Annotated in this window: 19 protein-coding genes; 8 read left to right on the plus strand and 11 right to left on the minus strand. The window is 73.0% G+C overall.

Annotated elements, in window-relative coordinates; all coding sequences use genetic code 11:
• Positions 1-10: 10 nt before the first annotated feature.
• From AB0K17_RS13040 to AB0K17_RS13050, 3 genes are all read right to left on the minus strand, one after another.
• Positions 11-1,909 (minus strand): asparagine synthase-related protein, encoded by a 1,899-nt coding sequence (locus AB0K17_RS13040; protein ID WP_365983002.1) that lies wholly within the window; start codon positions 1,907-1,909, stop codon positions 11-13.
• Positions 1,910-1,921: 12 nt separating this feature from the next.
• The gene (locus AB0K17_RS13045) at positions 1,922-2,047 is read right to left on the minus strand and encodes a lasso RiPP family leader peptide-containing protein (RefSeq protein ID WP_365983003.1); all 126 of its coding nucleotides are present in this window, start codon (positions 2,045-2,047) and stop codon (positions 1,922-1,924) included.
• Positions 2,048-2,200: 153 nt separating this feature from the next.
• Positions 2,201-3,184 (minus strand): YafY family protein, encoded by a 984-nt coding sequence (locus tag AB0K17_RS13050; protein ID WP_365965588.1) that lies wholly within the window; start codon positions 3,182-3,184, stop codon positions 2,201-2,203.
• A gap of 267 nt (positions 3,185-3,451) precedes the next feature.
• Here AB0K17_RS13050 and AB0K17_RS13055 point away from each other — a divergent pair, with 267 nt between their 5' ends.
• Entirely contained in the window at positions 3,452-5,008 is a 1,557-nt protein-coding gene (locus tag AB0K17_RS13055; RefSeq protein WP_365983004.1) for an MFS transporter, read from the plus strand.
• A 250-nt stretch (positions 5,009-5,258) separates the two neighbouring features.
• Here the strand turns inward: AB0K17_RS13055 and AB0K17_RS13060 are convergent, their stop codons facing one another.
• Both AB0K17_RS13060 and AB0K17_RS13065 read right to left on the minus strand, forming a co-directional pair.
• On the minus strand, positions 5,259-6,410 hold the full coding sequence (locus tag AB0K17_RS13060) for a P1 family peptidase (protein ID WP_365983005.1): 1,152 nt from the start codon (positions 6,408-6,410) through the stop codon (positions 5,259-5,261).
• Positions 6,411-6,443: 33 nt separating this feature from the next.
• Positions 6,444-7,670, minus strand: coding sequence for a low temperature requirement protein A (locus AB0K17_RS13065; RefSeq protein ID WP_365983006.1), 1,227 nt, complete (start codon positions 7,668-7,670; stop codon positions 6,444-6,446).
• A gap of 97 nt (positions 7,671-7,767) precedes the next feature.
• On the opposite strand from AB0K17_RS13065, the gene AB0K17_RS13070 reads away from it, so the two are divergent.
• On the plus strand, positions 7,768-7,959 hold the full coding sequence (locus AB0K17_RS13070; RefSeq protein ID WP_365965583.1) for a hypothetical protein: 192 nt from the start codon (positions 7,768-7,770) through the stop codon (positions 7,957-7,959).
• Positions 7,960-8,052: 93 nt separating this feature from the next.
• Here AB0K17_RS13070 and mscL read toward each other — a convergent pair whose 3' ends face one another.
• From mscL to AB0K17_RS13095, 5 genes are all read right to left on the minus strand, one after another.
• A complete protein-coding gene (gene mscL, locus AB0K17_RS13075; RefSeq protein WP_365965582.1) occupies positions 8,053-8,541 on the minus strand; it encodes a large conductance mechanosensitive channel protein MscL in 489 nt (162 codons plus the stop codon).
• A gap of 495 nt (positions 8,542-9,036) precedes the next feature.
• Complete coding sequence (locus tag AB0K17_RS13080) at positions 9,037-9,936, minus strand: S-methyl-5'-thioadenosine phosphorylase (RefSeq protein ID WP_365965580.1); 900 nt, start codon at positions 9,934-9,936, stop codon at positions 9,037-9,039.
• Between the two features lie 106 nt (positions 9,937-10,042).
• On the minus strand, positions 10,043-10,348 hold the full coding sequence (locus AB0K17_RS13085; RefSeq protein WP_365983007.1) for an FmdB family zinc ribbon protein: 306 nt from the start codon (positions 10,346-10,348) through the stop codon (positions 10,043-10,045).
• Positions 10,349-10,414: 66 nt separating this feature from the next.
• Complete coding sequence (locus AB0K17_RS13090; RefSeq protein ID WP_365983008.1) at positions 10,415-11,701, minus strand: MFS transporter; 1,287 nt, start codon at positions 11,699-11,701, stop codon at positions 10,415-10,417.
• 281 nt (positions 11,702-11,982) lie between these two features.
• The gene (locus tag AB0K17_RS13095) at positions 11,983-13,497 is read right to left on the minus strand and encodes a potassium/proton antiporter (RefSeq protein ID WP_365983066.1); all 1,515 of its coding nucleotides are present in this window, start codon (positions 13,495-13,497) and stop codon (positions 11,983-11,985) included.
• A 341-nt stretch (positions 13,498-13,838) separates the two neighbouring features.
• Between AB0K17_RS13095 and AB0K17_RS13100 the strand changes: the two genes are divergently transcribed.
• Positions 13,839-16,769: a penicillin acylase family protein gene (locus AB0K17_RS13100; protein WP_365983009.1), complete on the plus strand. Its 2,931-nt coding sequence runs from the start codon at positions 13,839-13,841 to the stop codon at positions 16,767-16,769.
• 3 nt (positions 16,770-16,772) lie between these two features.
• Here the strand turns inward: AB0K17_RS13100 and AB0K17_RS13105 are convergent, their stop codons facing one another.
• Positions 16,773-17,381 carry a 5-formyltetrahydrofolate cyclo-ligase gene (locus AB0K17_RS13105; RefSeq protein WP_365965576.1) on the minus strand — a complete coding sequence of 203 codons (609 nt, stop codon included), beginning with the start codon at positions 17,379-17,381 and terminating at the stop codon, positions 16,773-16,775.
• An 81-nt stretch (positions 17,382-17,462) separates the two neighbouring features.
• Here AB0K17_RS13105 and galU point away from each other — a divergent pair, with 81 nt between their 5' ends.
• The 5 genes from galU to AB0K17_RS13130 all read left to right on the plus strand — a co-directional run bounded on the left by galU (position 17,463) and on the right by AB0K17_RS13130 (position 21,407).
• A complete protein-coding gene (gene galU, locus AB0K17_RS13110) occupies positions 17,463-18,365 on the plus strand; it encodes a UTP--glucose-1-phosphate uridylyltransferase GalU (RefSeq protein WP_365965575.1) in 903 nt (300 codons plus the stop codon).
• Between the two features lie 76 nt (positions 18,366-18,441).
• Entirely contained in the window at positions 18,442-19,710 is a 1,269-nt protein-coding gene (glp, locus tag AB0K17_RS13115; RefSeq protein WP_365983067.1) for a gephyrin-like molybdotransferase Glp, read from the plus strand.
• An 85-nt stretch (positions 19,711-19,795) separates the two neighbouring features.
• The gene (gene moaC / locus AB0K17_RS13120) at positions 19,796-20,290 is read left to right on the plus strand and encodes a cyclic pyranopterin monophosphate synthase MoaC (RefSeq protein WP_365965574.1); all 495 of its coding nucleotides are present in this window, start codon (positions 19,796-19,798) and stop codon (positions 20,288-20,290) included.
• The gene (locus AB0K17_RS13125) at positions 20,287-20,793 is read left to right on the plus strand and encodes a MogA/MoaB family molybdenum cofactor biosynthesis protein (RefSeq protein WP_365965573.1); all 507 of its coding nucleotides are present in this window, start codon (positions 20,287-20,289) and stop codon (positions 20,791-20,793) included. The genes moaC and AB0K17_RS13125 overlap by 4 nt, the downstream gene beginning before the upstream one ends.
• Positions 20,790-21,407, plus strand: coding sequence for a GNAT family protein (locus tag AB0K17_RS13130; protein ID WP_344435022.1), 618 nt, complete (start codon positions 20,790-20,792; stop codon positions 21,405-21,407). The genes AB0K17_RS13125 and AB0K17_RS13130 overlap by 4 nt, the downstream gene beginning before the upstream one ends.
• Positions 21,408-21,422 lie beyond the last annotated feature (15 nt).

Here is a 21,422-nt window from a genome sequence, read left to right on the forward strand (position 1 = left end):
ACATCGGGGCTCAGGGAAAGGGACACGGTGCACCTCCGGAAGTGGCCGGCCCGCCGCCGGCGCGGTCGCGCAGCCACGTCTCGCAGCCGAGCGTCGGATCCAGGCCGCGCAGGACGTCGGGGCCGGGCGCATGCAGGGACGTCAGCCGGGAGCGCAGCGCATCGGCGTCCACCAGCCCGGCCCCGGCCAGACGCGAATCCTCGAAGAGTGCCAGCAGCGCCGGCCTGTTGCGGCGCAGCCCCGTCAGCAGATCGGCGCTGTACTCGCCCTTGGTGTCACGGCGCAGGAGCGAGCCGGGCACGATGCCGGCCATCGCCTCCTTGAGCACCGGCTTGTAGCGGCCGTCGCCGCCGCGCTCGTCCGGCCGCACCGCCAGCGCCGCCTCCAGCACGCCGTCGTCGAGGTAGGGCGCCGAGCACTCCAGCCCCAGGGGGGCCAGCACCTGCTGCAACTGCCGCACGCGCAGCCCGCTCGCCCGGGCGTGGGCCAGGGCGGTGTGCTGCCCGCGCCCGGCCGCCAGTGGCAGCGGGCGCGCGTCGGCGGCCTCCCGCAGCAGGCCCACCACCGCCCGTACGGCCTCGGGCGTGGCCCACACCGGCATGCGCAGCTCCTCGCCCCAGGCCACACAGGGGCGGGGCCGGCCGCCGGGCGGGGGAGAGGGGCGCCGGGCCAGGCCGCCGGCCCAGTCGGCCAGCCACCGGTCGAAGTCACGCCGGTCGGTCAGGCCGCGCAGCACCGGCCACAGAGGCCAGGGCTGGTGGGTGTGCTGGCGGTACAGGCGGGCGAGCGTGGCCAGGGGACGCACGCGCACGTCGTCGTGGAGATGGGCGGGGAACGCGGTGAACAGCTCGTCCGCCCCGGCGCCGGTCAGGTGCAGCCGCGAGCCGCGGCGGGTCATCAGACGGGCGGTCGCGGCGAGGGCGGCCCGGTCGCGCACCCACGGACCCGGCTCGTCCGTGGGCACCTCCATGCCCGCAAGGCCCGCGTACCAGAGGGGCTGCTGGGTACGGCGGGGCACCACGTGCTCGGCGTGCGGCAGATGGGCGGCGGCGCGCCCCGCCCAGGCCGCGTCGTCGTTGGCCGGATCGCGGCCCTCCCACGTCAGGGCGACCAGGCGGGGACGGGGCAGGTGGGCGCCCCGCGCCCGGGCGTCGGTCGGGGCGAGCGCGGCCGCGGCCAGGAAGCACACGCTGGTCGAGTCCAGCCCGCCGGACAGGTCGCAGCTGAGCGCCGGCACCCCGGCGGTGCGCGCCCCGACCGCCGCGATCAGCGCACTGCGCAGCGCCGGCGCCCCCTCGGCGGCCGTCAGCCACGGCTCCGGCGGATCCCACCAGTGCCGCGCGCGGGCCTGCCCGTCCCCCTCGATCAGCAGGCAGTCCTGCGGCGGCAGCGCGGTGACGCCCCGCCAGACACAGAGGGTGTCCAGCGGATACGGCGGCGGGGAACTCAGCAGGTGCAGCGCCAGCACCCGCTCGTCGACCCCGGCACCGGTCAGCGCCGCCAGGGTGTCCGCACGGTCGGCGGCCACCGTCACCCCGGCCACCTCGGCGTGGAACAGGCGGCGCACCCCGGAGGCACTGCCGCGCACCCGGACCCGACCGCCGACGGAGGCGGCCAGGTGGAAGCTGCCCGTGAGCCCGGCCGCGGCCGCCTCGACGTCCTCCGGCCCCCGCACGCCGGCCAGTCGCTCGGCCAATGCCCCGGCGGTGACCGGGCAGAGCCCGATCACCGCCAGCCGTGCCGCCCCCGCCGCGGCGACCGTCACCCGTCCGTCCGGCCAGTTGCCGAGCAACCAGGGCCGGCCGGAGGCGTGCTCGATCGTTCGGGCCGCGAGGGGGCGCAGCGCCTGCGCCGCCGGTCGGCTGCGTTCGCCGTCCGCGAGGACGGCGAACCAGGCCTCGCCGGTCACGGGATGCGGCCCTCAGCCCCAGTACTCGTAGCCGCCGTAGGGCTCCGGATACGCCCCGCTGGGCCAGCCGAGGGTCAGCTCGGAGAAGTCGCCGGCCTCGGCGAGCGCCGGGGATTCGTAGATCTCCTGCGGTTCCATGACGGGTCCTCTTTCCGCCGCACGGATCGGTGGATCCGTGGATTTCCAGTGCGGGAATCGCACTGTGATCCGGACATGCCCGGTGCCTTCCCCGCTACTCCCGACGGCGGAACTTTCCACTCGAAAGGGTGAGAAAGTGCGAGAAAGAGGTATTTATCGCTTGGCTGAAAAGTGCGTCCCGTCCGCCGCACGGCCGATGCGTGCCCCCAGCGTCCGCAGGTGCTCCACCAGCACCGCAGGCTCCCGCACCGTGAACTCGCAGTCCACCAGCGCCAGCCGGAACGCCACCCATTCGATCGAGTCGGACGTCAGCACGTCGAGGCGGCAGGAGTCCTCGTCGACCGGCTCCGGCACCCCCAGCCAGCTCGGCAGCCGCGAGGCGACCAGTGCGACAGGCGCGTGGAACTCGGCCACCAGCCGGTACGTCGGCTGGAGCCGGGCCAGCGACCGCTTGAGGAACTCCGCCGCGTCCGCAGCCGGCAACTCCCGGGGCGTGAAGCGCGCCCCCGTGGCGAACGGCTCGCTGACCCGGTCCACCCGGAACGTACGCCAGTCGCCCCGGTCCACGTCGAACGCCACCAGGTACCAGCGGCGGCCCGTGCTGATCAGCCGGTGCGGCTCCACCAGACGCTTGGTCTGCGTGCCGTCCCCCTTGCGGTAGGCGAAGCGCAGCCTCTCCCGGCCGGTGGCCGCCGAGGCCATGGCCGTCAGCGTGTGCGGATCGACGGTCGCCCCGTCGCCGCGGGTCAGCGGCACCGTCGCGGCCTGCAGCGCCGAGACGCGGTGCCGCAGCCGGGACGGCAGGACCTGCTCCAGCTTCGTCAGCGCCCGTACCGACGCCTCCTCGATGCCCTCCACCGCGTGCCCCGCGCCCGCGCGCAGGCCGACCGCGATGGCGACCGCCTCCTCGTCGTCGAGCACCAGCGGCGGCAGCGCCGCGCCCGCGGCCAGCCGGTAGCCGCCGTCCGCGCCCATCGTGGCCTGGACGGGATAGCCGAGGTCGCGCAGGCGCTCGACGTCCCGCCGGATCGTGCGCGGGCTGACGCCGAGCCGCTCGGCGAGCTCGCGGCCGGGCCACTCGCGAGGGGTCTGCAGGAGCGAGAGCAGATTCAGCAGCCGTGCCGGGGTGTCCGTCATGCCCTCCAGGGTTCCAGGGAAGTAGGACACGAACTGACCTAGAGGCGGGTTAGTTTTTGGACCTCGGCCCGCCTCGGTCCACCTCGGCCCGGATGGGACCGGATGGGACTGATCCGGGCGACCCGAGGGGGTATGCACCGGATTGGCATCCGGTGTCCCGAAGAAGTACGACAATGCACGTCGAAGCATGGTGAGACGCATCGAAGACGTCGAAGCATGGTGAACCGTGTGCAAGCACCGCGAAGCACGAAGAAAGGCAGTACCTCTGTGACCACCACAGCGACCACCGACCCGCCCGCCGACGCAGCGGCCGACCGCCGCCGCTGGCTGGCGCTCGCCGTGGTGATGACCGCGTCCTTCATGGACCTGGTCGACGTCACCATCGTCAACATCGCCATGCCCAGCATCCGCAAGGACATCGGCGCCTCCTTCAGCACCCTGCAGTGGATCACCGAGGGCTACGCGCTCGCCTTCGCCGCGGGCCTGATCACCGGCGGCCGCCTCGGCGACATCTACGGGCGCCGGCGCGTCTTCCTGCTCGGCATGTCCGGCTTCACCCTCGCCTCCATGCTCTGCGGCATCGCCGGCGACCCGCAGCTGCTCGTCGCCGCCCGCGTCCTGCAGGGCGCCACGGCCGCGCTGATGGTGCCGCAGGTGCTGGCCATCGTCCACGCCACCTTCCCCGCGCACGAGCGCGGCAAGGTCTTCGGCATGTTCGGTGCGATCGTGGGCCTCGGAGCGGTCTCCGGGCCGATCCTGGGCGCACTGCTGACCCAGTGGAACCTCTTCGGCCTCGAATGGCGCCCGATCTTCCTGGTCAACCTGCCCGTGGGCATCGCCGGGCTCCTCCTGGGCCGCCGCTACATCCAGGAGTCCAGGGCCCCGCAGGCCCTCAAGCTCGACCTCGTCGGCGTCGCCCTGGCCACCTGCGGCCTGCTGATGCTGCTCTACCCGCTGACGCAGGGCCGCGAGCTGGGCTGGCCGCTGTGGGGCTTCGCGTCGATGGGCGGCAGCGTCCTGGTCTTCGCGGCCTTCGTGGCCTACGAGCGGTACAAGACCCGCAAGGACGGCTCGCCGCTGGTCGAACTGTCGCTGTTCAAGGTCAAGAGCTTCGCCGCCGGCATCGGCATCGAGGTCGCCTTCGGCATCGCCTGCGGCGTCTTCTTCCTGATCTGGACCCTCTACATGCAGATCGGCCTGGGCTGGAGCGCCCTGCGGGCCGGTCTGACCGGCATCCCCTTCTCCCTCGCGGTCTCCGCCGCGGCCGGCCTGTCGGTGCAGAAGCTGGTGCCGCGCTTCGGCCGCAAGGTCCTGCAGGCGGGCGCGCTGTCCATGGCGGCCGGCGTCCTGCTCTACATCTGGGAGTCCGGCCACTACGGCACGAAGATCGCCTCCTGGCAGATGGCGCTGCCGCTGGTCGTCATGGGCCTGGGCATGGGCCTGATCGTCGCGCCGCTGACCGAGACGGTCCTCGCCGAGGTGCCCAAGGAGCACTCCGGCTCCGCCTCCGGCCTGATCAACACCACCCAGCAGCTCGGCAACGCGGTGGGCCTGGGCCTGGTCTCGGTCGTCTTCTTCGACGCCGTGGACGAGGGCGCGGTGGCGCGGGGCCGGGCGGGCGAGGCCTTCGGCGACGCCTTCCGGCACGGCATGTGGTGGGTCGCGGGCGTGCTGGGCCTGGTCCTCGCGCTGATGTTCGCGCTGCCGCGCAGGACGGCCGCGGTACAGGGCGGCCCGGGCGGCCCGGGCTCGTCGGGGGAGGGCGCCGCCGGCGACACCGTACCGGCGCAGCAGCAGGCGAAGGAGCCCGCCTCGGTGGCCTGATCCGGCGCGTACCGGCCGGGGCCCCTCCGCTACCTGCGGAGGGGCCCCGGCCGTTGTGCATCCAGGTCCACCCGAGCGGGGACTTCTGGACCTTCCAGTGGATCGGGACGGCGATCCACTGGGGCCGGCCGTCGTCCTGATCACGCTGACCGTTCCGGTGCTGCGCCGCCGCGTGATCCGACGCGACGTGCGTCCCTTCTCAGGCGGTCTCGGGCGCTCTCGGGCGGTCTCAGGCGGTCTCGGGTGGCTCTCAGGCGGGTTCGCCGTACAGGTCGCGGTACGAAGGGAACAGGCCGCCGGCCCCGTCGACGCCCTCCGCGGCGAGCACGGCCCGGACCACGCAACGGGTCAGGACGTCCGCCCCGGCGGCCAGGATCTCGTTGACCGCGCCCGCCGCGAAGTCGGCGCTGCCCGGGAGCCCCTCCTCCTGCGGCAGCGGCCGCTCGCCCGTGGCCAGCGCGAAGACGGTGTCGCCGTCGGTCAGCAGATGCACCGGGCGCACGGCACGGGCCAGGCCGTCGTGGGCGGTGCCCGCGAGCTTCTGGGCCTGGGCGCGGGTGAGCGCGGCGTCGGTGGCGACGACCGCCAGGGTGGTGTTGAGCGGGGGACTCATCGATGCCGACCAGCGCTCGGCCGACTCCCTGCGCGCCTCCTGCAGTGCCTCCTGCGCCGCCCGGTGCCGCTCCGGCGCGGGGTACGCGGGCCGGCCGCCCTCGTACAGCCGCCCGTACAGCACCCCCGTGGCCGGGTCCACCACCGAACCCGCCGCGTTCACGGCGGCCAGGGCGGCGACCGTCACCCCGGAGGGCAGGACGACGCTGGCGGTACCGATGCCGCCCTTGATGCCCCCGGCCACCGCGCCCGCGCCGGCACCCACATTGCCCTGCGCCACCGGCGCCCCCGGCGGCGTACGGGCCGCCGCCTCGGCCGCCCGCCTGCCCAGCCGGGCGTCGGGCCGGGCCCGCCAGTCGCCCCCGCGCCCCAGGTCGAACAGGGCCGCCGCCGGCACCACCGGCACCACCTGCTGCGGCTGCGGACCCACCCGGAAGCCCCGGCCCTGCTCCTCCAGCCAGGCCACCACCCCGGAGGCGGCGTCCAACCCGAACGCACTGCCCCCGGTCAGCACGATCGCCTCGACGCGCTGCACGAGGTTCCGCGGATCCAGAGCGTCCGTCTCCCGCGTCCCCGGCCCGCCCCCGCGCACATCGACGGCGGCGATCGCGCCGCCCTCGCCGGTGAGCACCACGGTCGTCCCCGACAGCGCCCCCAGCTCCGCCAGCTCGGCATGCCCCACCCGCAGCCCGCCCACATCCGTGAGCGCATCCCGCGGCCCGGGCGTCCCCCCGGCGCCATGGCCGGCCGACCGGGTGTCAGGCGTACGAGCGTCGTCAGCAGCAGTCATGCGCCATGCCTACCACGCGGGCCTGACGGGACGTCAGTAGGCGGTGTCCACAGCGGCGTCCTGGGGCCCCTCCCCCTCCCCTCCCCCCTCCTCCCCTTCCCCCTGTCGGGCCATGAGTGTGACGCCCACCGCCACCGTTGCCGCGCCGACCAGGCCCGCGGCCAGGACCGCCCAGGTGCCGGCGAAGGTGCAGGCGAGCGTGGCGAGGGCGGAGACGGGCAGGACCAGTTGCTGGGCCGGGCCGCGCTTGTGGTGACGGGAGTGGATGAGCCAGACCGTGACCATGAACAGGGCCGCCGGCACCGTCACCGCCGCGGAGGCGGCGACGGTGGGGATGTGGGCCTTGCCCACGCTCTCCTCGACCGCCACCTCGATGCCCGCGCCGATGGCCGCGGCCGAGCAGAAGACGAGGTAGTGGCCGTACCCCCAGACGAACGCCTGACGGTTGGAGGCCAGGTGCAGATGGATCGGGACGGCGAAGTAGATCCAGAAGGCGGCGAAGATGATCAGCAGGCCACCCGCCGCGATCGGCAGGAGCTCACCGAGGGCCTCGTGCTCGTCGGCCGCCGACTGCACCGCCGTCGTGGCGGCCGCCACCGTCTCGCCCAGGACGATGATGGTGAACAGCCCGTAGCGCTCGGAGATGTGGTGCGGGTGCCAGGCCGTCGGGCGGCTGAGCTCGGCGCAGACCGGCACGGCCATCTCCAGCAGGGCCATGGCGAGGAACACCCACGGCCTCGCGGGACCCGGCAGCACGACCAGACCCAGCCAGCCCACCTGGCACAGACACACCCCGATCGCATACCGCAGGGCGGTGCGCCGCTCGGGACCCGTGGCGGCATGGGCGGCGCGCAGCCACTGGGAGACGAGGGCGAGCCGCATCACCAGGTAGCCGAACCACACCATCGTGAAGTCGCTCGCGGCGAAGGCCCGGGGGACGCCCGCCGCAAGGACGAGCACCCCGGCGATCTGCACCAGCGTCACCACGCGGTAGAGCGCGTCGTCGGTGTCGTAGGCCGAGGAGAACCACGAGAAGTTGACCCAGGCCCACCAGATCGCGAAGAAGACCATCAGGTAGCCGGGGATGCCGTGCCCCGGATGCCCCTCCGCGAGCGCGTGCACCAGCTGCCGCCCGGCCTGGGCCACCGCCACCACGAAGCACAGGTCGAAGAAGAGCTCGAGCGGGGTGGCCGTGCGGTGCTCCTCCTCGCGCCCGCGCTCGGTCATCCGGCGCAGCACGCCCGACGAGTCCTGGCTCATAGCTGCGATTGTCACCGCAGCCCGGGCCCGTCGCGCGCCGGACGGCGCAGCGGGGACGCCCGGGTCGCGGGTGGCGGCGCGCCCGTACGCTGGACGTATGAGCACTGACACCCCGAGCCCCCGGCGGGACCCCGCGGCGGCGAGCGCCGCCGCATTGATCTTCGACGATCCGCTGTCGCAGCAGTCCTCGGACGACACGGACCGCGGCTGGGGCGAGCGCCCGAAGGCCGACGAGAGCGGTGCGGACCTCGCCCGTTTCCTGGACGAGAAGCCGCCGCACCACCTCTGAGACGGCCGGGGCCGCGCCCGGGATCGCGCCCGGGCGCGATGAGGGAGTGTCCTGCGGATCGTGCAGCGCCCCGCGCCCCTGACGGGGCACGCCCTAGCGCTGTGCCGGGACGGAGTCCGAGCCGGGGCCGCGCCGCTGCTCGATCAGGGTGTCGCGGATCTGTGCCAGCAGCTCGATCTCGGTCGGCTCGGCGGGCTTGTCGGCCACCGGGGCCTTCGCGGCCTGCCGGTCCTGCCAGCGCTTCATGGGCAGCAGCATCAGGAAGTAGACCACCGCCGCGGTGATCAGGAACGTCAGCGAGGCGCTGAGCACCGAGCCCCACTGGAGGTAGACGCCCTTGGTCACCTCGCCCGCGGCGTTCCGGGCGCAGGGGCCCTTCAGGCACGAGGCGTAGTGCTCCAGGTCCTTGGTGCCGAAGGCGCCGACGACCGGGTTGATGATCCCCTTGACCACGGAGTTCACGATGTTGGTGAACGCCGCGCCGATGACGACGGCGACGGCGAGGTCCACCACGTTGCCGCGCATCAGGAATGCCTTGAAGCCGCCCAGGACTCCCGTCTTCTTCTCGCTCCCGGAGCTCACAGAACAGCCTCTCCCTGCGTACCTCTGTCATGGAATGGTCGATTCCATACGATACGAGAAAGCCGGACGGCCCCGTCCAGTCCGAGACCGTCGTCACCCGTCCGGGGAAGGTCAGCCGAGGTGCCAGTGTGTCAGCGCGGGCGAGCACAGCGTCACCACCCCTGCGGCGGCCGTCGCCGCGAGGGCGAGCACGAGGGGCCGAGCCCGCCCCCGCCGCCCGTACCGCCACCGGCCCCGGCGCCCCGCCCGCACCGGCGGGAACAGCGGCACCCGGCACCCGGGCGGCGCCCACGGCGCCGAGAGCCCCGTGGTGCCGTACGCGGGAGGAGCAAGGTGTGCGGGACGTGCGCGGGACATCGGGACCACCGCCTGTCGTGAGGAGCGCCGAGTGACACCCCTCACGATCCCGGTTTCCGTCCTGCCCCGCTGAGGCCTGTGGACTACTGGCCGGTTGTGGAAAAACTCGCCACCCGCCCTGGCCCCGCCGGGGGGGGGCTACGGCAGCTCGATCCCCAGGTCCCAGCCCTCGTGCGCCCGCGCGCACAGGCAGGCGCGGTCCTCCGTCCTCGGCAGGGCCGCCACCGCGTCGAACAGCACGTCGCGCAGCCGGTCCACGTTCTGCCCGAAGACCCGCAGCACCTCCTCGTGCGAGACGCCCTCGCCCGTCTCCGCGCCCGCATCCAGGTCGGTGACCAGCGACATCGACGTGTAGCAAAGGCCCAGCTCACGCGCCAGGACCGCCTCCGGGTGCCCGGTCATGCCCACCACCGACCAGCCCTGCGCCGCGTGCCAGCGGGACTCCGCCCGCGTCGAGAAGCGCGGGCCCTCGATGACCACCATCGTCCCGCCGTCGACCGGCTCCCAGTCGCGTCCGCGCGCCGCCTTGAGCGCCACCGCGCGGCCCGTGGGGCAGTAGGGGTCCGCGAAGGTCATGTGGACGACGTTGGGCACGTTGCCGTCCGCCAGCACCTCGCCGTCGAAGAAGGTCTGCGCGCGGCTCTTGGTGCGGTCCACCAGCTGGTCCGGCACGAGCAGCGTGCCCGGCCCGTACTCCGCCTGCAGGCCACCCACCGCACACGGGCCCATGACCTGGCGCACGCCCACCGAGCGCAGCGCCCACAGGTTGGCCCGGTAATTGATGCGATGCGGCGGAACGCTGTGCCCGCGTCCATGCCGGGGCAGGAAGGCCACCCTGCGGCCCGCCAGCTCGCCGACGAACAGCGAGTCGCTCGGTGCACCGTAGGGGGTCTGCACCGTGACCTCGGTCACGTCGTCCAGGAAGGAGTAGAACCCCGACCCCCCGATGACGCCGATCTCCGCCGTCACGGCCGGATCCGTCGCGGCGACCGCCTCTGCCGCCGCCTCCGCCGCCTGTGCTGCGCTCGTGTCGACCATACGATCACACTAACCGTCCAGCTACAGCTGGACGCGACGAAGCCCGCCGCCTCGGGCAGAGGCAGCGGGCTTCGGAGGGTGCGCCAGGGGCGACGTCAGGAGTACGTCAGGCGGCCGAGCTGCTGGAGCTCGACGAAGACGAAGAGGACGACGAAGACGAAGTCGACGAGGACGCACCCGACGTCGACGACGTCGAGGACGACGACTTCGTCGCAGGAGTGCTGCTCGACGTCGAGCCGCGACTGTCGTTGCGGTAGAAGCCGGAGCCCTTGAAGACGATGCCGACCGCGGAGAACACCTTCTTCAGGCGTCCGTTGCACTGCGGGCACTCGGTCAGGGCGTCATCCGTGAACTTCTGCACCGCCTCGAGGCCTTCGCCGCACTCGGTGCACTGGTACTGGTAAGTCGGCACTTGCTCCTCCTGGCACTCTCACTCATTGAGTGCTAACGACGCTCCATAGTGCAGTATTCCGGTCCGTCAGTCCACCGCAACGGGCTCACGGTGACCGACCCCACGCGCCGCGACCAGCGGCTCGCCCCGCGGGGTGAGTGCCTTGCGCAGCGCCAGCAGGACCACCAGGGCCACGGCCGTGCCGCCCAGCGGCACCAGGAAGCCGGTGCTCGCGTCGTGGGCGTCGATCAGGCGGCCGCCCACGGTGGCGCCGGCGGCCTGGCCGAGGCCGACCGCGCCGGTCAGCCAGGTGAAGGCCTCGGTGCGGGCGCCCGCCGGGACCAGCTGCTCGACGAGCGTGTAGCCGGTGATCAGCGAGGGAGCGATGCACAGGCCCACGACCAGGCCGAGCGCACCGAGCAGCACCATGGAGTGCGCCGCCCACAGCGGGGTGGTGGCCAGGACCAGGGCCGGGTAGGCCAGCAGCAGGCGGCGCTGCGGGGTGGCCTTCCAGGCGATCAGGCCGCAGGCGATGCCGGCGGTCATGTTGCCGGCGGCGAAGGCGCCGTACATCAGGCCGTTCAGGCCGGGCTCGCCCATGGCCTTGGTGAAGGCGGTCATGGACACCTGCATGCCGCCGAAGACGGTGCCGATGCCCAGCATGACGACCGCCAGCACCCGCACGCCGGGCACGGACAGGGCGGAGACGCGCTTCTCGCCGGCCTCGGCGGCGCCGGCCGCGGCGCGGCCGTGCTCGGGCTGCGTACGGCGCTGGGCGGCGAAGAGCAGGCCGCCGACGAGGGTCAGGGCGGCCTCGGCGATCAGGCCGGCGGCCGGGTGGACGCCGGTGCACAGGGCGGTGGCCAGGACGGGGCCGATGACGAAGGTGAACTCGTCGGTGACGGACTCGAACGCCGCCGCCGTCGCCATCAGCGGCTGACCGCTCAGCCGGGCCGCCCAGCGCGCCCGCACCATGGGGCCGATCTGCGGGGTGGACGCGCCCGCGGGTACGGCGGCGGCCAGCAGCGCCCACAGGGGCGCGTGCCCGAGGGCGAGCGCCGTGAGTACGGAGATCGCCGCCGCGTGCACGACGACGCCGGGCAGGAGCACGGCGGCCTGCCCGAAGCGGTCGGCGAGCTTGCCGCTCTGCGGGGCGAACAGGGCCATCGCCACGCCCGCCGTCGCCGAGACGGTGCCGGCCGTGCCGTAGGAGCCGGTGGTGTGGTTGACCAGCAGCAGGATGCCGATCGTCAGCATCGCGAACGGCTGCCGCGCCAGGAAGCCGGGGAGCAGGAACGACAGCGCGCCGCGCGTGCGCAGCAGACTGCCGTACCCGGGACGGGCCCCGGTGGTGTCCTCGACCGTGGTCGCCACGGTCCGCGCCTTTCCGCCGCCTGGTAGCACGCCCCGGACGGGAGGGAAACCCAACGGAGCGCGCCGAGAGCTGTCCTCTCGCGCAGGACCGTGGTAGATACCGATGTGGCCGCCTCCTGCGGCCACGGCCGCCGTGCGGTCGCGCCAGCTCTGCATCAGGCAGAGTTGGTTCGGTGTTTTCGGGAATTCACTCGCGCGACGCACCGGGGCCCCGGACGGACGTGCCGCGGTCGGGCAGGGCCGCCGAGGCGTGCCGATACGCACGCGAATAGGTGAATAGCTTACTTAACCAACTTCTTCTTTACCAGACCCCACTTTGCTCCGGCCTTTGCTGAGGGCTTCGCAGCCGCAGTGTCCGGGGCCGGGGCGGAGCCCAGCCAGCCGGCCAGCTTGCCGCCCTCGGAGACCGCGCGCAGCCGCCGCTCGGCGGCGTCGCGCACCGGGTCCGTGGCCACGACCAGCAGCTCGTCGCCGTGCCGCAGCACGGTCGTGGGGCCGGGGACGAAGCTGGAGCCGTCCCGGACGACCAGGGTGACCGCGGCGCCGGCGGGCAGCCGCAGCTCCGAGACCTCCACACCGTGCATCTTCGACCCCTCGGGCACCGCCACGGACAGCAGGTGCCCGCGCAGCCGCTCCAGCGGCGCCGACTCGATGCCCAGGTCCTGCGGCTCGCTCTCGCCGAGGTCCAGGCGGCGGGCCAGCCACGGCAGGGTCGGTCCCTGGACCAGGGTGTAGACGATCACCAGCACGAAGACGATGTTGAAGATCCGGCGGCTGTCGTCGACCTGGGCCACCATCGGGATGGTCGCCAGCACGATGGGCACCGCGCCGCGCAGGCCGGCCCACGACAGCAGGGCCTTCTCCTGCCAGGGCGTACGGAAGGGCGCCGTGCTCAGCAGGACGGACAGCGGCCGGGCCACCATGGTCAGCACCAGTCCCACGACCAGCGCGGGGACGATGTCGTCGCCGAGCTCGTGCGGGGTGACCAGCAGGCCGAGCAGGACGAACATGCCGATCTGGGCGATCCAGCCGAGCCCCTCGGCGAAGCCGCGGGTGGCCGGCCAGTGGGGCAGCTTGGCGTTGCCGAGGATCAGCGCGGCCAGGTAGACGGCGAGGAAGCCGGAGCCGTGGGCGAGCGCGCCGGCGGCGTAGGCGGTGACGGCGAGGGCCATCACGGCGATCGGGTAGAGGCCGGAGGCGGGCAGCGCCACGTGCCGCATCGTGTAGGCGCCCAGCAGGCCGATGGCGAGGCCGGCGGCGGCGCCGATGGCCAGTTCGAGGGCGATCTTGCCGAGCAGCAGGTACCAGTGCTCGACCGGGCCGGCGGCGGAGAAGGCCACCACCAGGATGACGACGGGGGCGTCGTTGAAGCCGGACTCGGCCTCCAGGACGCCGGTGAGCCGGGCCGGCAGCGGGACGTTGCGCAGGACGGAGAAGACGGCGGCGGCGTCCGTGGAGGACACGACGGCACCGATGATCAGTGACTGGCGCCAGTCGACGCCGGCGAGGTAGTGCGCGGCCGCGGCGGTCACGCCGACGCTCACCGCGACGCCCGCGGTCGACAGGACGGCGGCGGCCGGCAGGGCCGGTTTGATCTCGTGCCACTTCGTGCCGAGACCGCCCTCGGCGAGGATGACGACCAGGGCGGCGTAGCCGATGACCTGGGTGAGGCCGACGTCGTTGAAGGAGACGCCGATGCCGTCCTGCCCGATGGCGACGCCGATGCCCAGATAGATGAGCAGACTGGGGAGCCCGCTGCGCGAGGATATGCGTACCGCCGCGACCGCCACGAGCAGGACGAGCGAGCAGATCAGCAGGAGTTCGTTGAGGTGGTGGACAGTCAGGGGCCGGTCCTTTCACGAAGGGTGGGACGGATGGCTGCCACGGGACGCCGGGCGTACCGGCTTCGTCGCGTTTCGGCCGAAACGTTCCTCCAGTTCTGGAAACAGGTCATGAACACGAGGAAGTTAATTTCCTCATCTAATATTTTACGGGTTCTTGACGCCGGCTCCTCGCGTCGACGGCCGGCCGGCGGTCCGCGAGTGGTTCATGAACGGCACCGCGTCCGGGCCTCCGCCGCCCTGCGCCTATGGTTGCTTCCAGCATTCCAGGACCACCTGCCCCTCTAAGGACAGCGATGCCCGCCAACAAGAACGGCCCCGGCAAGAAGAAGAAGGGGCGACGCGCCCGCCTGCTCGTGATCACCATCGTGCTACTGCTCGTGGCGGGCGTCGCCTTCGGCGCGTACTGGAGCGTCAGCACCGTGCGGGCCTCCTTCCCGCAGACCGAAGGCACCCTGCAGCTGAAGGGTCTTTCGGGGCAGGTGAAGGTGGCCCGTGACGACCACGGCATTCCGCAGATCTACGCCGACAACGCCGACGACCTCTTCCGGGCCCAGGGCTTCGTGCACGCCCAGGACCGCTTCTGGGAGATGGACGTGCGCCGGCACCTGACGGCCGGCCGCCTCTCGGAGATGTTCGGCTCGGGCGAGGTGGAGACCGACGCCTTCCTGCGCACCATGGGCTGGCGCCGCGTGGCGCAGCAGGAGTACGACACCAAGCTCTCGCCGGCGACGAAGAAGTACCTGCAGGCGTATGCCGACGGTGTCAACGCCTATCTGAAGGACCACAAGGGCAAGTCGCTGTCCGTCGAGTACGCGGCCCTGTCCTTCCAGAACGACTACGAGCCCGAGCCCTGGACGCCGGTCGACTCCGTCGCCTGGCTCAAGGCGATGGCCTGGGACCTGCGCGGCAACATGCAGGACGAGATCGACCGCTCCCTGGCCTCCTCCCGGCTGAAGCCGGAGCAGATCGAGGACCTGTACCCGGCGTACCCGTACGACCGCAACAAGCCCATCATCGAGGGCGGCGCGGTCGAGGGCGGCAAGGCCTACGACCCCAAGGGCGGTGCCGCGGCCGGTGCCGCCGGCGCCCAGGCCGGCCAGAACACGCAGAGCGGCGCCGCCGGCGGGGCGGGCGCCACCGGCGGGCTGCGCAGCAGCCTGTCCTCCCTCTCCAGCAGCCTGGAGAAGGTCCCGGCGCTGCTGGGCCCGAGCGGCAACGGCATCGGCTCCAACTCCTGGGTGGTCTCCGGCAAGTACACGACCACCGGCAAGCCGCTGCTGGCCAACGACCCGCACCTCGCCCCGCAGATGCCCTCGCTGTGGTACCAGGTGGGCCTGCACTGCAACACCACCGGCCCGCAGTGCCCCTTCGACGTCGCCGGCTACTCCTTCTCCGGCATGCCGGGCGTGGTCATCGGCCACAACAAGGACATCGCCTGGGGCATGACCAACCTGGGTGCCGACGTCTCCGACCTGTACCTGGAGAAGGTCACCACCGACTCCTACCTCTACGACGGCAAGCAGGTGCCCTTCACCACCCGCAAGGAGACCATCAAGGTCGCGGGCGAGGACAGCCGTGAGATCACCGTCCGCGAGACCAACAACGGCCCGATCGTCTCCGACCGCAACGACGAGCTCGTCAAGGTCGGCGAGAAGGCGCCCGTGAAGGACCCGGCGCCCGACCGCGCCGAGGGCTACGCGGTGGCCCTGCGCTGGACCGCTCTGGACCCGGGCAAGACCATGGACGGCCTGTTCGCGCTGGACCAGGCGGGCGACTTCGCCGCCTTCCGCAAGGCCGCGGCCGACTTCGAGGTCCCCTCGCAGAACCTGATCTACGCCGACACCAAGGGCAACATCGGCTACCAGGCCCCCGGCCGCATCCCGGTCCGCGGCGGCGCCAAGGCCGGCGAGAGCGAGGCCCAGGCCGGCGTGAGCACCGGTACGGCCGGTACGGGCGCGGGCACCCCCGCCACCGGCCTGCCGAAGACCGACATCAACGGCGACGGCAGGATCGACGCCAAGGACAGGCCGAAGGGCGACGAGCAGGCCGCCGCCCCCGACGGCCGCCTCCCGGCCCCCGGCTGGGACCCCGCCTACCGCTGGACCGGCTGGGTGCCGCAGACGGCGCTGCCCTGGGACTACAACCCCGAGCGCGGCTACATCGTCACCGCCAACCAGGCCGTCGCCGACAAGAACTACCCGTACCTGCTCACCCAGGACTGGGGCTACGGCGCGCGCAGCCAGCGGATCAACGACCTCATCCAGTCGAAGATCAAGGACGGGGGGAAGATCTCGACCGAGGACATGCAGAAGATGCAGATGGACAACACGAGCGAGATCGCCCGTCTGCTGACGCCCTACCTGCTCAAGATCAACCTCAAGGGTGCCAACGAGCGCGAGACCAAGTACGTCCGCGAGGCGCAGAAGCTGCTGAAGGACTGGGACTACACCCAGGAGCCGGACTCCGCGGCCGCCGCCTACTTCAACGCCGTCTGGCGCAACACCCTCAAGCTGGCCTTCGGCAACAAGCTCCCCAAGGAGCTGCGCGTGAAGGACCAGTGCCTGCGGGTGCGCCCGGCCGGCGGCTCCGGCCCCCAGGAGGACCTCAGCGGCCGCACGCCGCTGGTCGTCGAGTGCGGCGAGCGCGAGCCCGACAACGCGCAGCCCGACGGCGGCGACCGCTGGTTCGAGGTCGTCCGCAAGATCCTCGACAAGCCCGACAACGACTGGTGGAAGACGCCCGGCACCCGCCTGACCCCGGGCGCGAAGAACCGCGACGAGCTGCTGGCGCAGGCCATGAAGGACGCCCGCTGGGAGCTGACCTCCAAGCTCGGCAAGGACGTCACCCAGTGGAGCTGGGGCCGCCTGCACCAGCTGAACCTGAAGAACCAGACCCTCGGCAAGGAGGGCCCCGGCATCGTCCAGTGGATGCTCAACCGCGGGCCCTGGAACCTCGGCGGCGGCGAGGCCGCCGTCAATGCGGCGGGCTGGAACGCGGCCGGCGGCTACGACGTCGTGTGGGTGCCGTCCATGCGGATGGTGGTCAACCTCGCCGACTTCGACAAGTCGCGCTGGATCAACCTCACCGGCGCCTCCGGCCACGCCTACAACACCCACTACTACGACCAGACCGACAAGTGGGCCAAGGGCGAGCTGCTGCCGTGGGCCTACAGCACGGACGCGGTCAAGAAGGCGGGCGGCCCGGTGCTGACCCTCAAGCCGTAGGCGTCAGGGCCTGCCGAAACGGCGCACCCCGCCAGGGGTGACCACCGCGTGCACGGGGTGGTCGTGCGGTTCCACCGGGACCTGCGCGACCACCTCGTCGTCGTAGAGGAGGACCACGCGCGCCGGATCGGCGCCCGCCCTCTCCAGCCGGGCCAGCACCCGGTCGTACGAGCCGCCGCCGCGCCCCAGCCGCAGGCCCCGCTCGTCGACCGCCAGGCCCGGCAGCAGCACGGCGTCGGCCTCCGTCACGGCCTCGGGTCCCAGTCGCTCGCCGTCCGGCTCCAGCAGGCCCTTGGACGCCCGCATCAGGCGGTCGGCCCCGCGGTAGGGCGCCCAGTCGAGATCGTTGTCGGGCAGCAGGACCGGCAGCAGCACCCGCGTGCCCCGCGCGCGCAGCGCGTCCAGCAGGGCACGGGTGCCCGGCTCGGTGCCCACCGAGACGTAGGCCGCCACCGTCCCGGCCCGGGCCAGCTCGGGCAGCGCGAGCGCCCGGCGCGCCAGCGCCGCCTCGCGCTCCCGGACGTCGTCGCTGGTCAACGCGGCCCTGGCCGCGAGGAGCGCACGGCGCAACCCGGCCTTGGTACCGTCGGGGAGATGTGCTGACCGGCTCATGTTTCCTGTGCACTCCTTGTAGGGGGACATACTCGGCTGAGTCACATCTTCCGCCCAATCTCAACGGATAGTGTTCGGCCCATGACTCACTCGCGCCCTCGGATCAGCAAGGCTGTCATCCCTGCCGCCGGGCTCGGTACCCGTTTCCTTCCGGCCACCAAGGCCACGCCCAAGGAAATGCTGCCGGTCGTGGACAAGCCGGCGATCCAGTACGTGGTGGAGGAGGCCGCCCTCGCCGGCCTGTCGGACGTCCTGATGATCACGGGCCGCAACAAGCGCCCGCTGGAGGACCACTTCGACCGCAACTACGAGCTCGAGGAAGCCCTGCGCCGCAAGGGCGACGAATCCCGGCTGGCGAAGGTCCAGGAGTCCAGCGACCTGGCCACCATGCACTACGTGCGCCAGGGCGACCCCCGGGGCCTGGGGCATGCGGTGCTGTGCGCCGCCCCGCACGTGGGCGACGAGCCCTTCGCCGTCCTGCTGGGCGACGACCTGATCGATGCGCGCGACCCGCTGCTGTCGCGCATGGTCGACATCCAGCGCAAGCACGGCGGCAGCGTGATCGCGCTCATGGAGGTCGACCCGGCCCAGATCGGCCTGTACGGCTGCGCGGCCGTCAAGCCCACCGACGTCGCCGACGTCGTCGAGGTCACCGGCCTGGTCGAGAAGCCCGACCCCGACGAGGCGCCGAGCAACTACGCCGTCATCGGCCGCTACGTCCTGGACCCGGCCGTCTTCGACGTCCTGCGCGAGACCCCGCCCGGCCGCGGCGGCGAGATCCAGCTCACCGACGCCCTGCAGGCCCTGGCCGCCGAGCCGGGCCTGGGCGGGCCCGTGCACGGCGTGGTCTTCACCGGCCGCCGCTACGACACCGGCGACCGCGGCGACTACCTGCGCGCCATTGTCAGACTGGCATGCGAACGTGAGGATCTGGGACCGGAGTTCCGGTCATGGCTTCGACGGTTCGTCACCGAGGAGATGTAGCGCCTTGAGCAGCAGCGCCGGCGGCACCACCACGGCCACCGACCCCGGCACGGCGGACGAGGGCCGCACGTGGTCGGTGCAGGAGCACCTGGACGACATCCTGGCGAGGATCCGCCCGCTGGAGCCGATCGAGCTGCAACTCCTCGACGCCCAGGGCTGTCTGCTCGTCGAGGACGTCACCGTCCCGGCCGCCCTGCCCCCCTTCGACAACAGTTCCATGGACGGCTACGCGGTGCGCGTCGCCGACGTGGCGGGGGCCAGCGAGGAGTTCCCGGCGGTGCTCACCGTCGTCGGCGAGGTCGCGGCGGGCAGCAGTGAGCTGCCCGCCGTGGGCCCCGGCGAGGCCGTGCGCATCATGACCGGCGCCCCGCTGCCGCCCGGCGCCGAGGCCGTCGTCCCCGTCGAATGGACCGACGGCGGCAAGGGCGGCGCGCCCGCCGACGCCATGACCGCCGGTGAACAGCAGGCGGGCGGCGAGGTCCGCGTGCACCGCCCCGCCGCCGCCCGCGCCCACGTCCGCGCCCGCGGCAGCGACGTGGCCGCCGGCGAGATCGCCCTGAGCGCCGGCACCGTCCTGGGCCCCGCCCAGATCGGCCTGCTCGCCGCCATCGGCCGCGCCACCGTGCCCGTACGGCCCCGCCCCCGCGTGGTGGTGCTCTCCACCGGCAGCGAGCTCGTGCCGCCCGGCGAGCCGCTGGCCGCCGGGCAGATCCACGACTCCAACAGCTTCATGCTCACCGCCTGCGCCCGTGACGCCGGCGCCATCGCCTACCGCGTCGGCGCCGTCGACGACGACGCCGCCTCCTTCCGCGCCACCTTGGAGGACCAGCTGGTGCGCGCCGACGCCGTCGTCACCACCGGCGGGGTCAGCGTGGGCGCCTACGACGTCGTCAAGGAGGCCCTCACGCAGCTCAGCGGCGCGGAGGGCAGCGTCGCCTTCCGCCGGCTGGCCATGCAGCCCGGCAAGCCCCAGGGCTTCGGCCGCCTCGGCCCCGAGGGCATCCCGCTCTTCGCCCTGCCGGGCAACCCCGTCAGCGCGTACGTCTCCTTCGAGCTGTTCGTCAGACCCGCCCTGCGCGCCCTGATGGGGCTCGCCCCCACCGCCGGGCGGGAGCCGGTGCGCGCCCGCCTGACCTCCCGCGTCGGATCCTCGCCCAAGGGTCGCCGCCAGTACTTGCGGGGGAGCTACGCCGACGGGAAGGTCGAGACGGTCGGCGGGTCCGGCTCGCACCTGGTCAAGGCGCTCGCCGACGCCAACGCCCTCGTCGTCGTGCCCGAGGAGACCACCTCCCTGGCCGCCGGCGCCGAGGTGGACGTGATCCTCCTGGACCGCAGCGCCTCCTGACGCCGTTCCGCCGCGACGCCGTCCCTCTGCGACCGCCCGCGGGGCGGGTACGGTGGCTGCCCACAGGCACCGGACCGGGAGAACGATGAGCAGCGGCCAGGAGCACCTCACCCATCTCGACGCCACGGGCGCGGCCCGCATGGTCGACGTGTCGGCCAAGGAGGTCACGGCCCGCACCGCCCGCGCCAGCGGGCGCGTGCTGGTCTCCCCGAAGGTGGTCGCCCTGCTGCGCGGCGAGGGCCTGCCCAAGGGCGACGCCCTCGCCACCGCCCGCATCGCCGGGATCATGGGCGCCAAGCGCACCCCCGAGCTCATCCCGCTGTGCCACCCGCTGGCCCTGTCCGGTGTGAGCGTCGACCTCGCCGTCGCCGACGACGCGGTGGAGATCAGCGCCACCGTGCGCACCACGGACCGCACCGGCGTGGAGATGGAGGCCATGACGGCCGTCTCCGTCGCCGCGCTGACCGTCGTCGACATGGTCAAGGCCGTCGACAAGGCGGCCGTCGTCACCGACATCCGCGTGGAGGAGAAGACCGGCGGCAAGTCCGGCACGTACGTGCGGGAAGGCGGCGCGCGGTGAGCCGGCGGGCCCTGGTCGTCACCGCCTCGAACCGCGCGGCCGCCGGGGTCTACCCCGACAAGGGCGGCCCGCTGCTGGTGGCCGGGCTCACGGCCCTCGGCTTCGCCGTCGACGGCCCCCGCGTCGTTGCCGACGGCGAGCCCGTGGCGGCCGCCCTGCGCGAGGGCCTCGCCGACCCCGAGCCGTACGACGTGATCGTCACCACCGGCGGCACCGGCCTCTCGCCCACCGACCGCACCCCGGAGGCCACCCGGCAGGTGCTCGACTACGAGGTCCCCGGCATCGCCGAGGCCATCCGCGCCGAGGGCCTGGCCGCGGTGCCCACCGCGGCGCTCTCCCGGGGCCTGGCCGGCGTCGCCGGCCGCACCCTGGTCGTCAACCTGCCGGGCTCCACCGGCGGCGTACGCGACGGGCTGGCCGTCCTGGGACGGCTGCTGGTGCACGCGGTCGACCAGATCCACGGCGGCGACCACCCACAGCCCCCCACGGGTGCCCCTGCATGAACGTCTGGCCGGTCGAGCTCGCGGACGGCGACGTGGCCCTCCGCCCCATAAGGCTGCGCGACCAGCGCGCGTGGCGCGAGGTGAACCGGCGCAACCGTGACTGGCTGCGCCCTTGGGAGGCGACCGTCCCCCCGCCGCCGCCCGGCGCGCCCCCCGCCCAGCGGCCCACGTACCGGCAGATGGTCCGTCACCTGCGGGCCGAGGCGCACGCCGGGCGGATGCTGCCGTTCGTGATCGAGTACCGCGGTGAGCTGGTGGGCCAGCTGACCGTCGCGGGCATCACCTGGGGCTCGATGTGCTCGGCCCACATCGGCTACTGGGTCGACGAGGCCGTCGCCGGCCGGGGCGTGATGCCCACCGCCGTCGCCCTGGTCGTCGACCACTGCTTCCGCACCGTCGGGCTGCACCGGGTCGAGGTGTGCATCCGCCCCGAGAACCTGCCCAGCCGGCGCGTGGTGGAGAAGCTCGGCTTCCGCGAGGAGGGGCTGCGCCCGCGCTACCTGCACATCGACGGGGCCTGGCGGGACCACCTCGTCTATGCGCTGACCGCGGACGAGGTGCCCGAGGGGCTGCTGGCGCGCTGGCACCGCTCGCGTACGTCCCCCCAGAAATGAATAAGCGAATAAACG

Origin of the sequence: Streptomyces sp. NPDC049585, assembly GCF_040675615.1 — a bacterium.
GTDB classification, from domain to species: domain Bacteria; phylum Actinomycetota; class Actinomycetes; order Streptomycetales; family Streptomycetaceae; genus Streptomyces; species Streptomyces luteosporeus.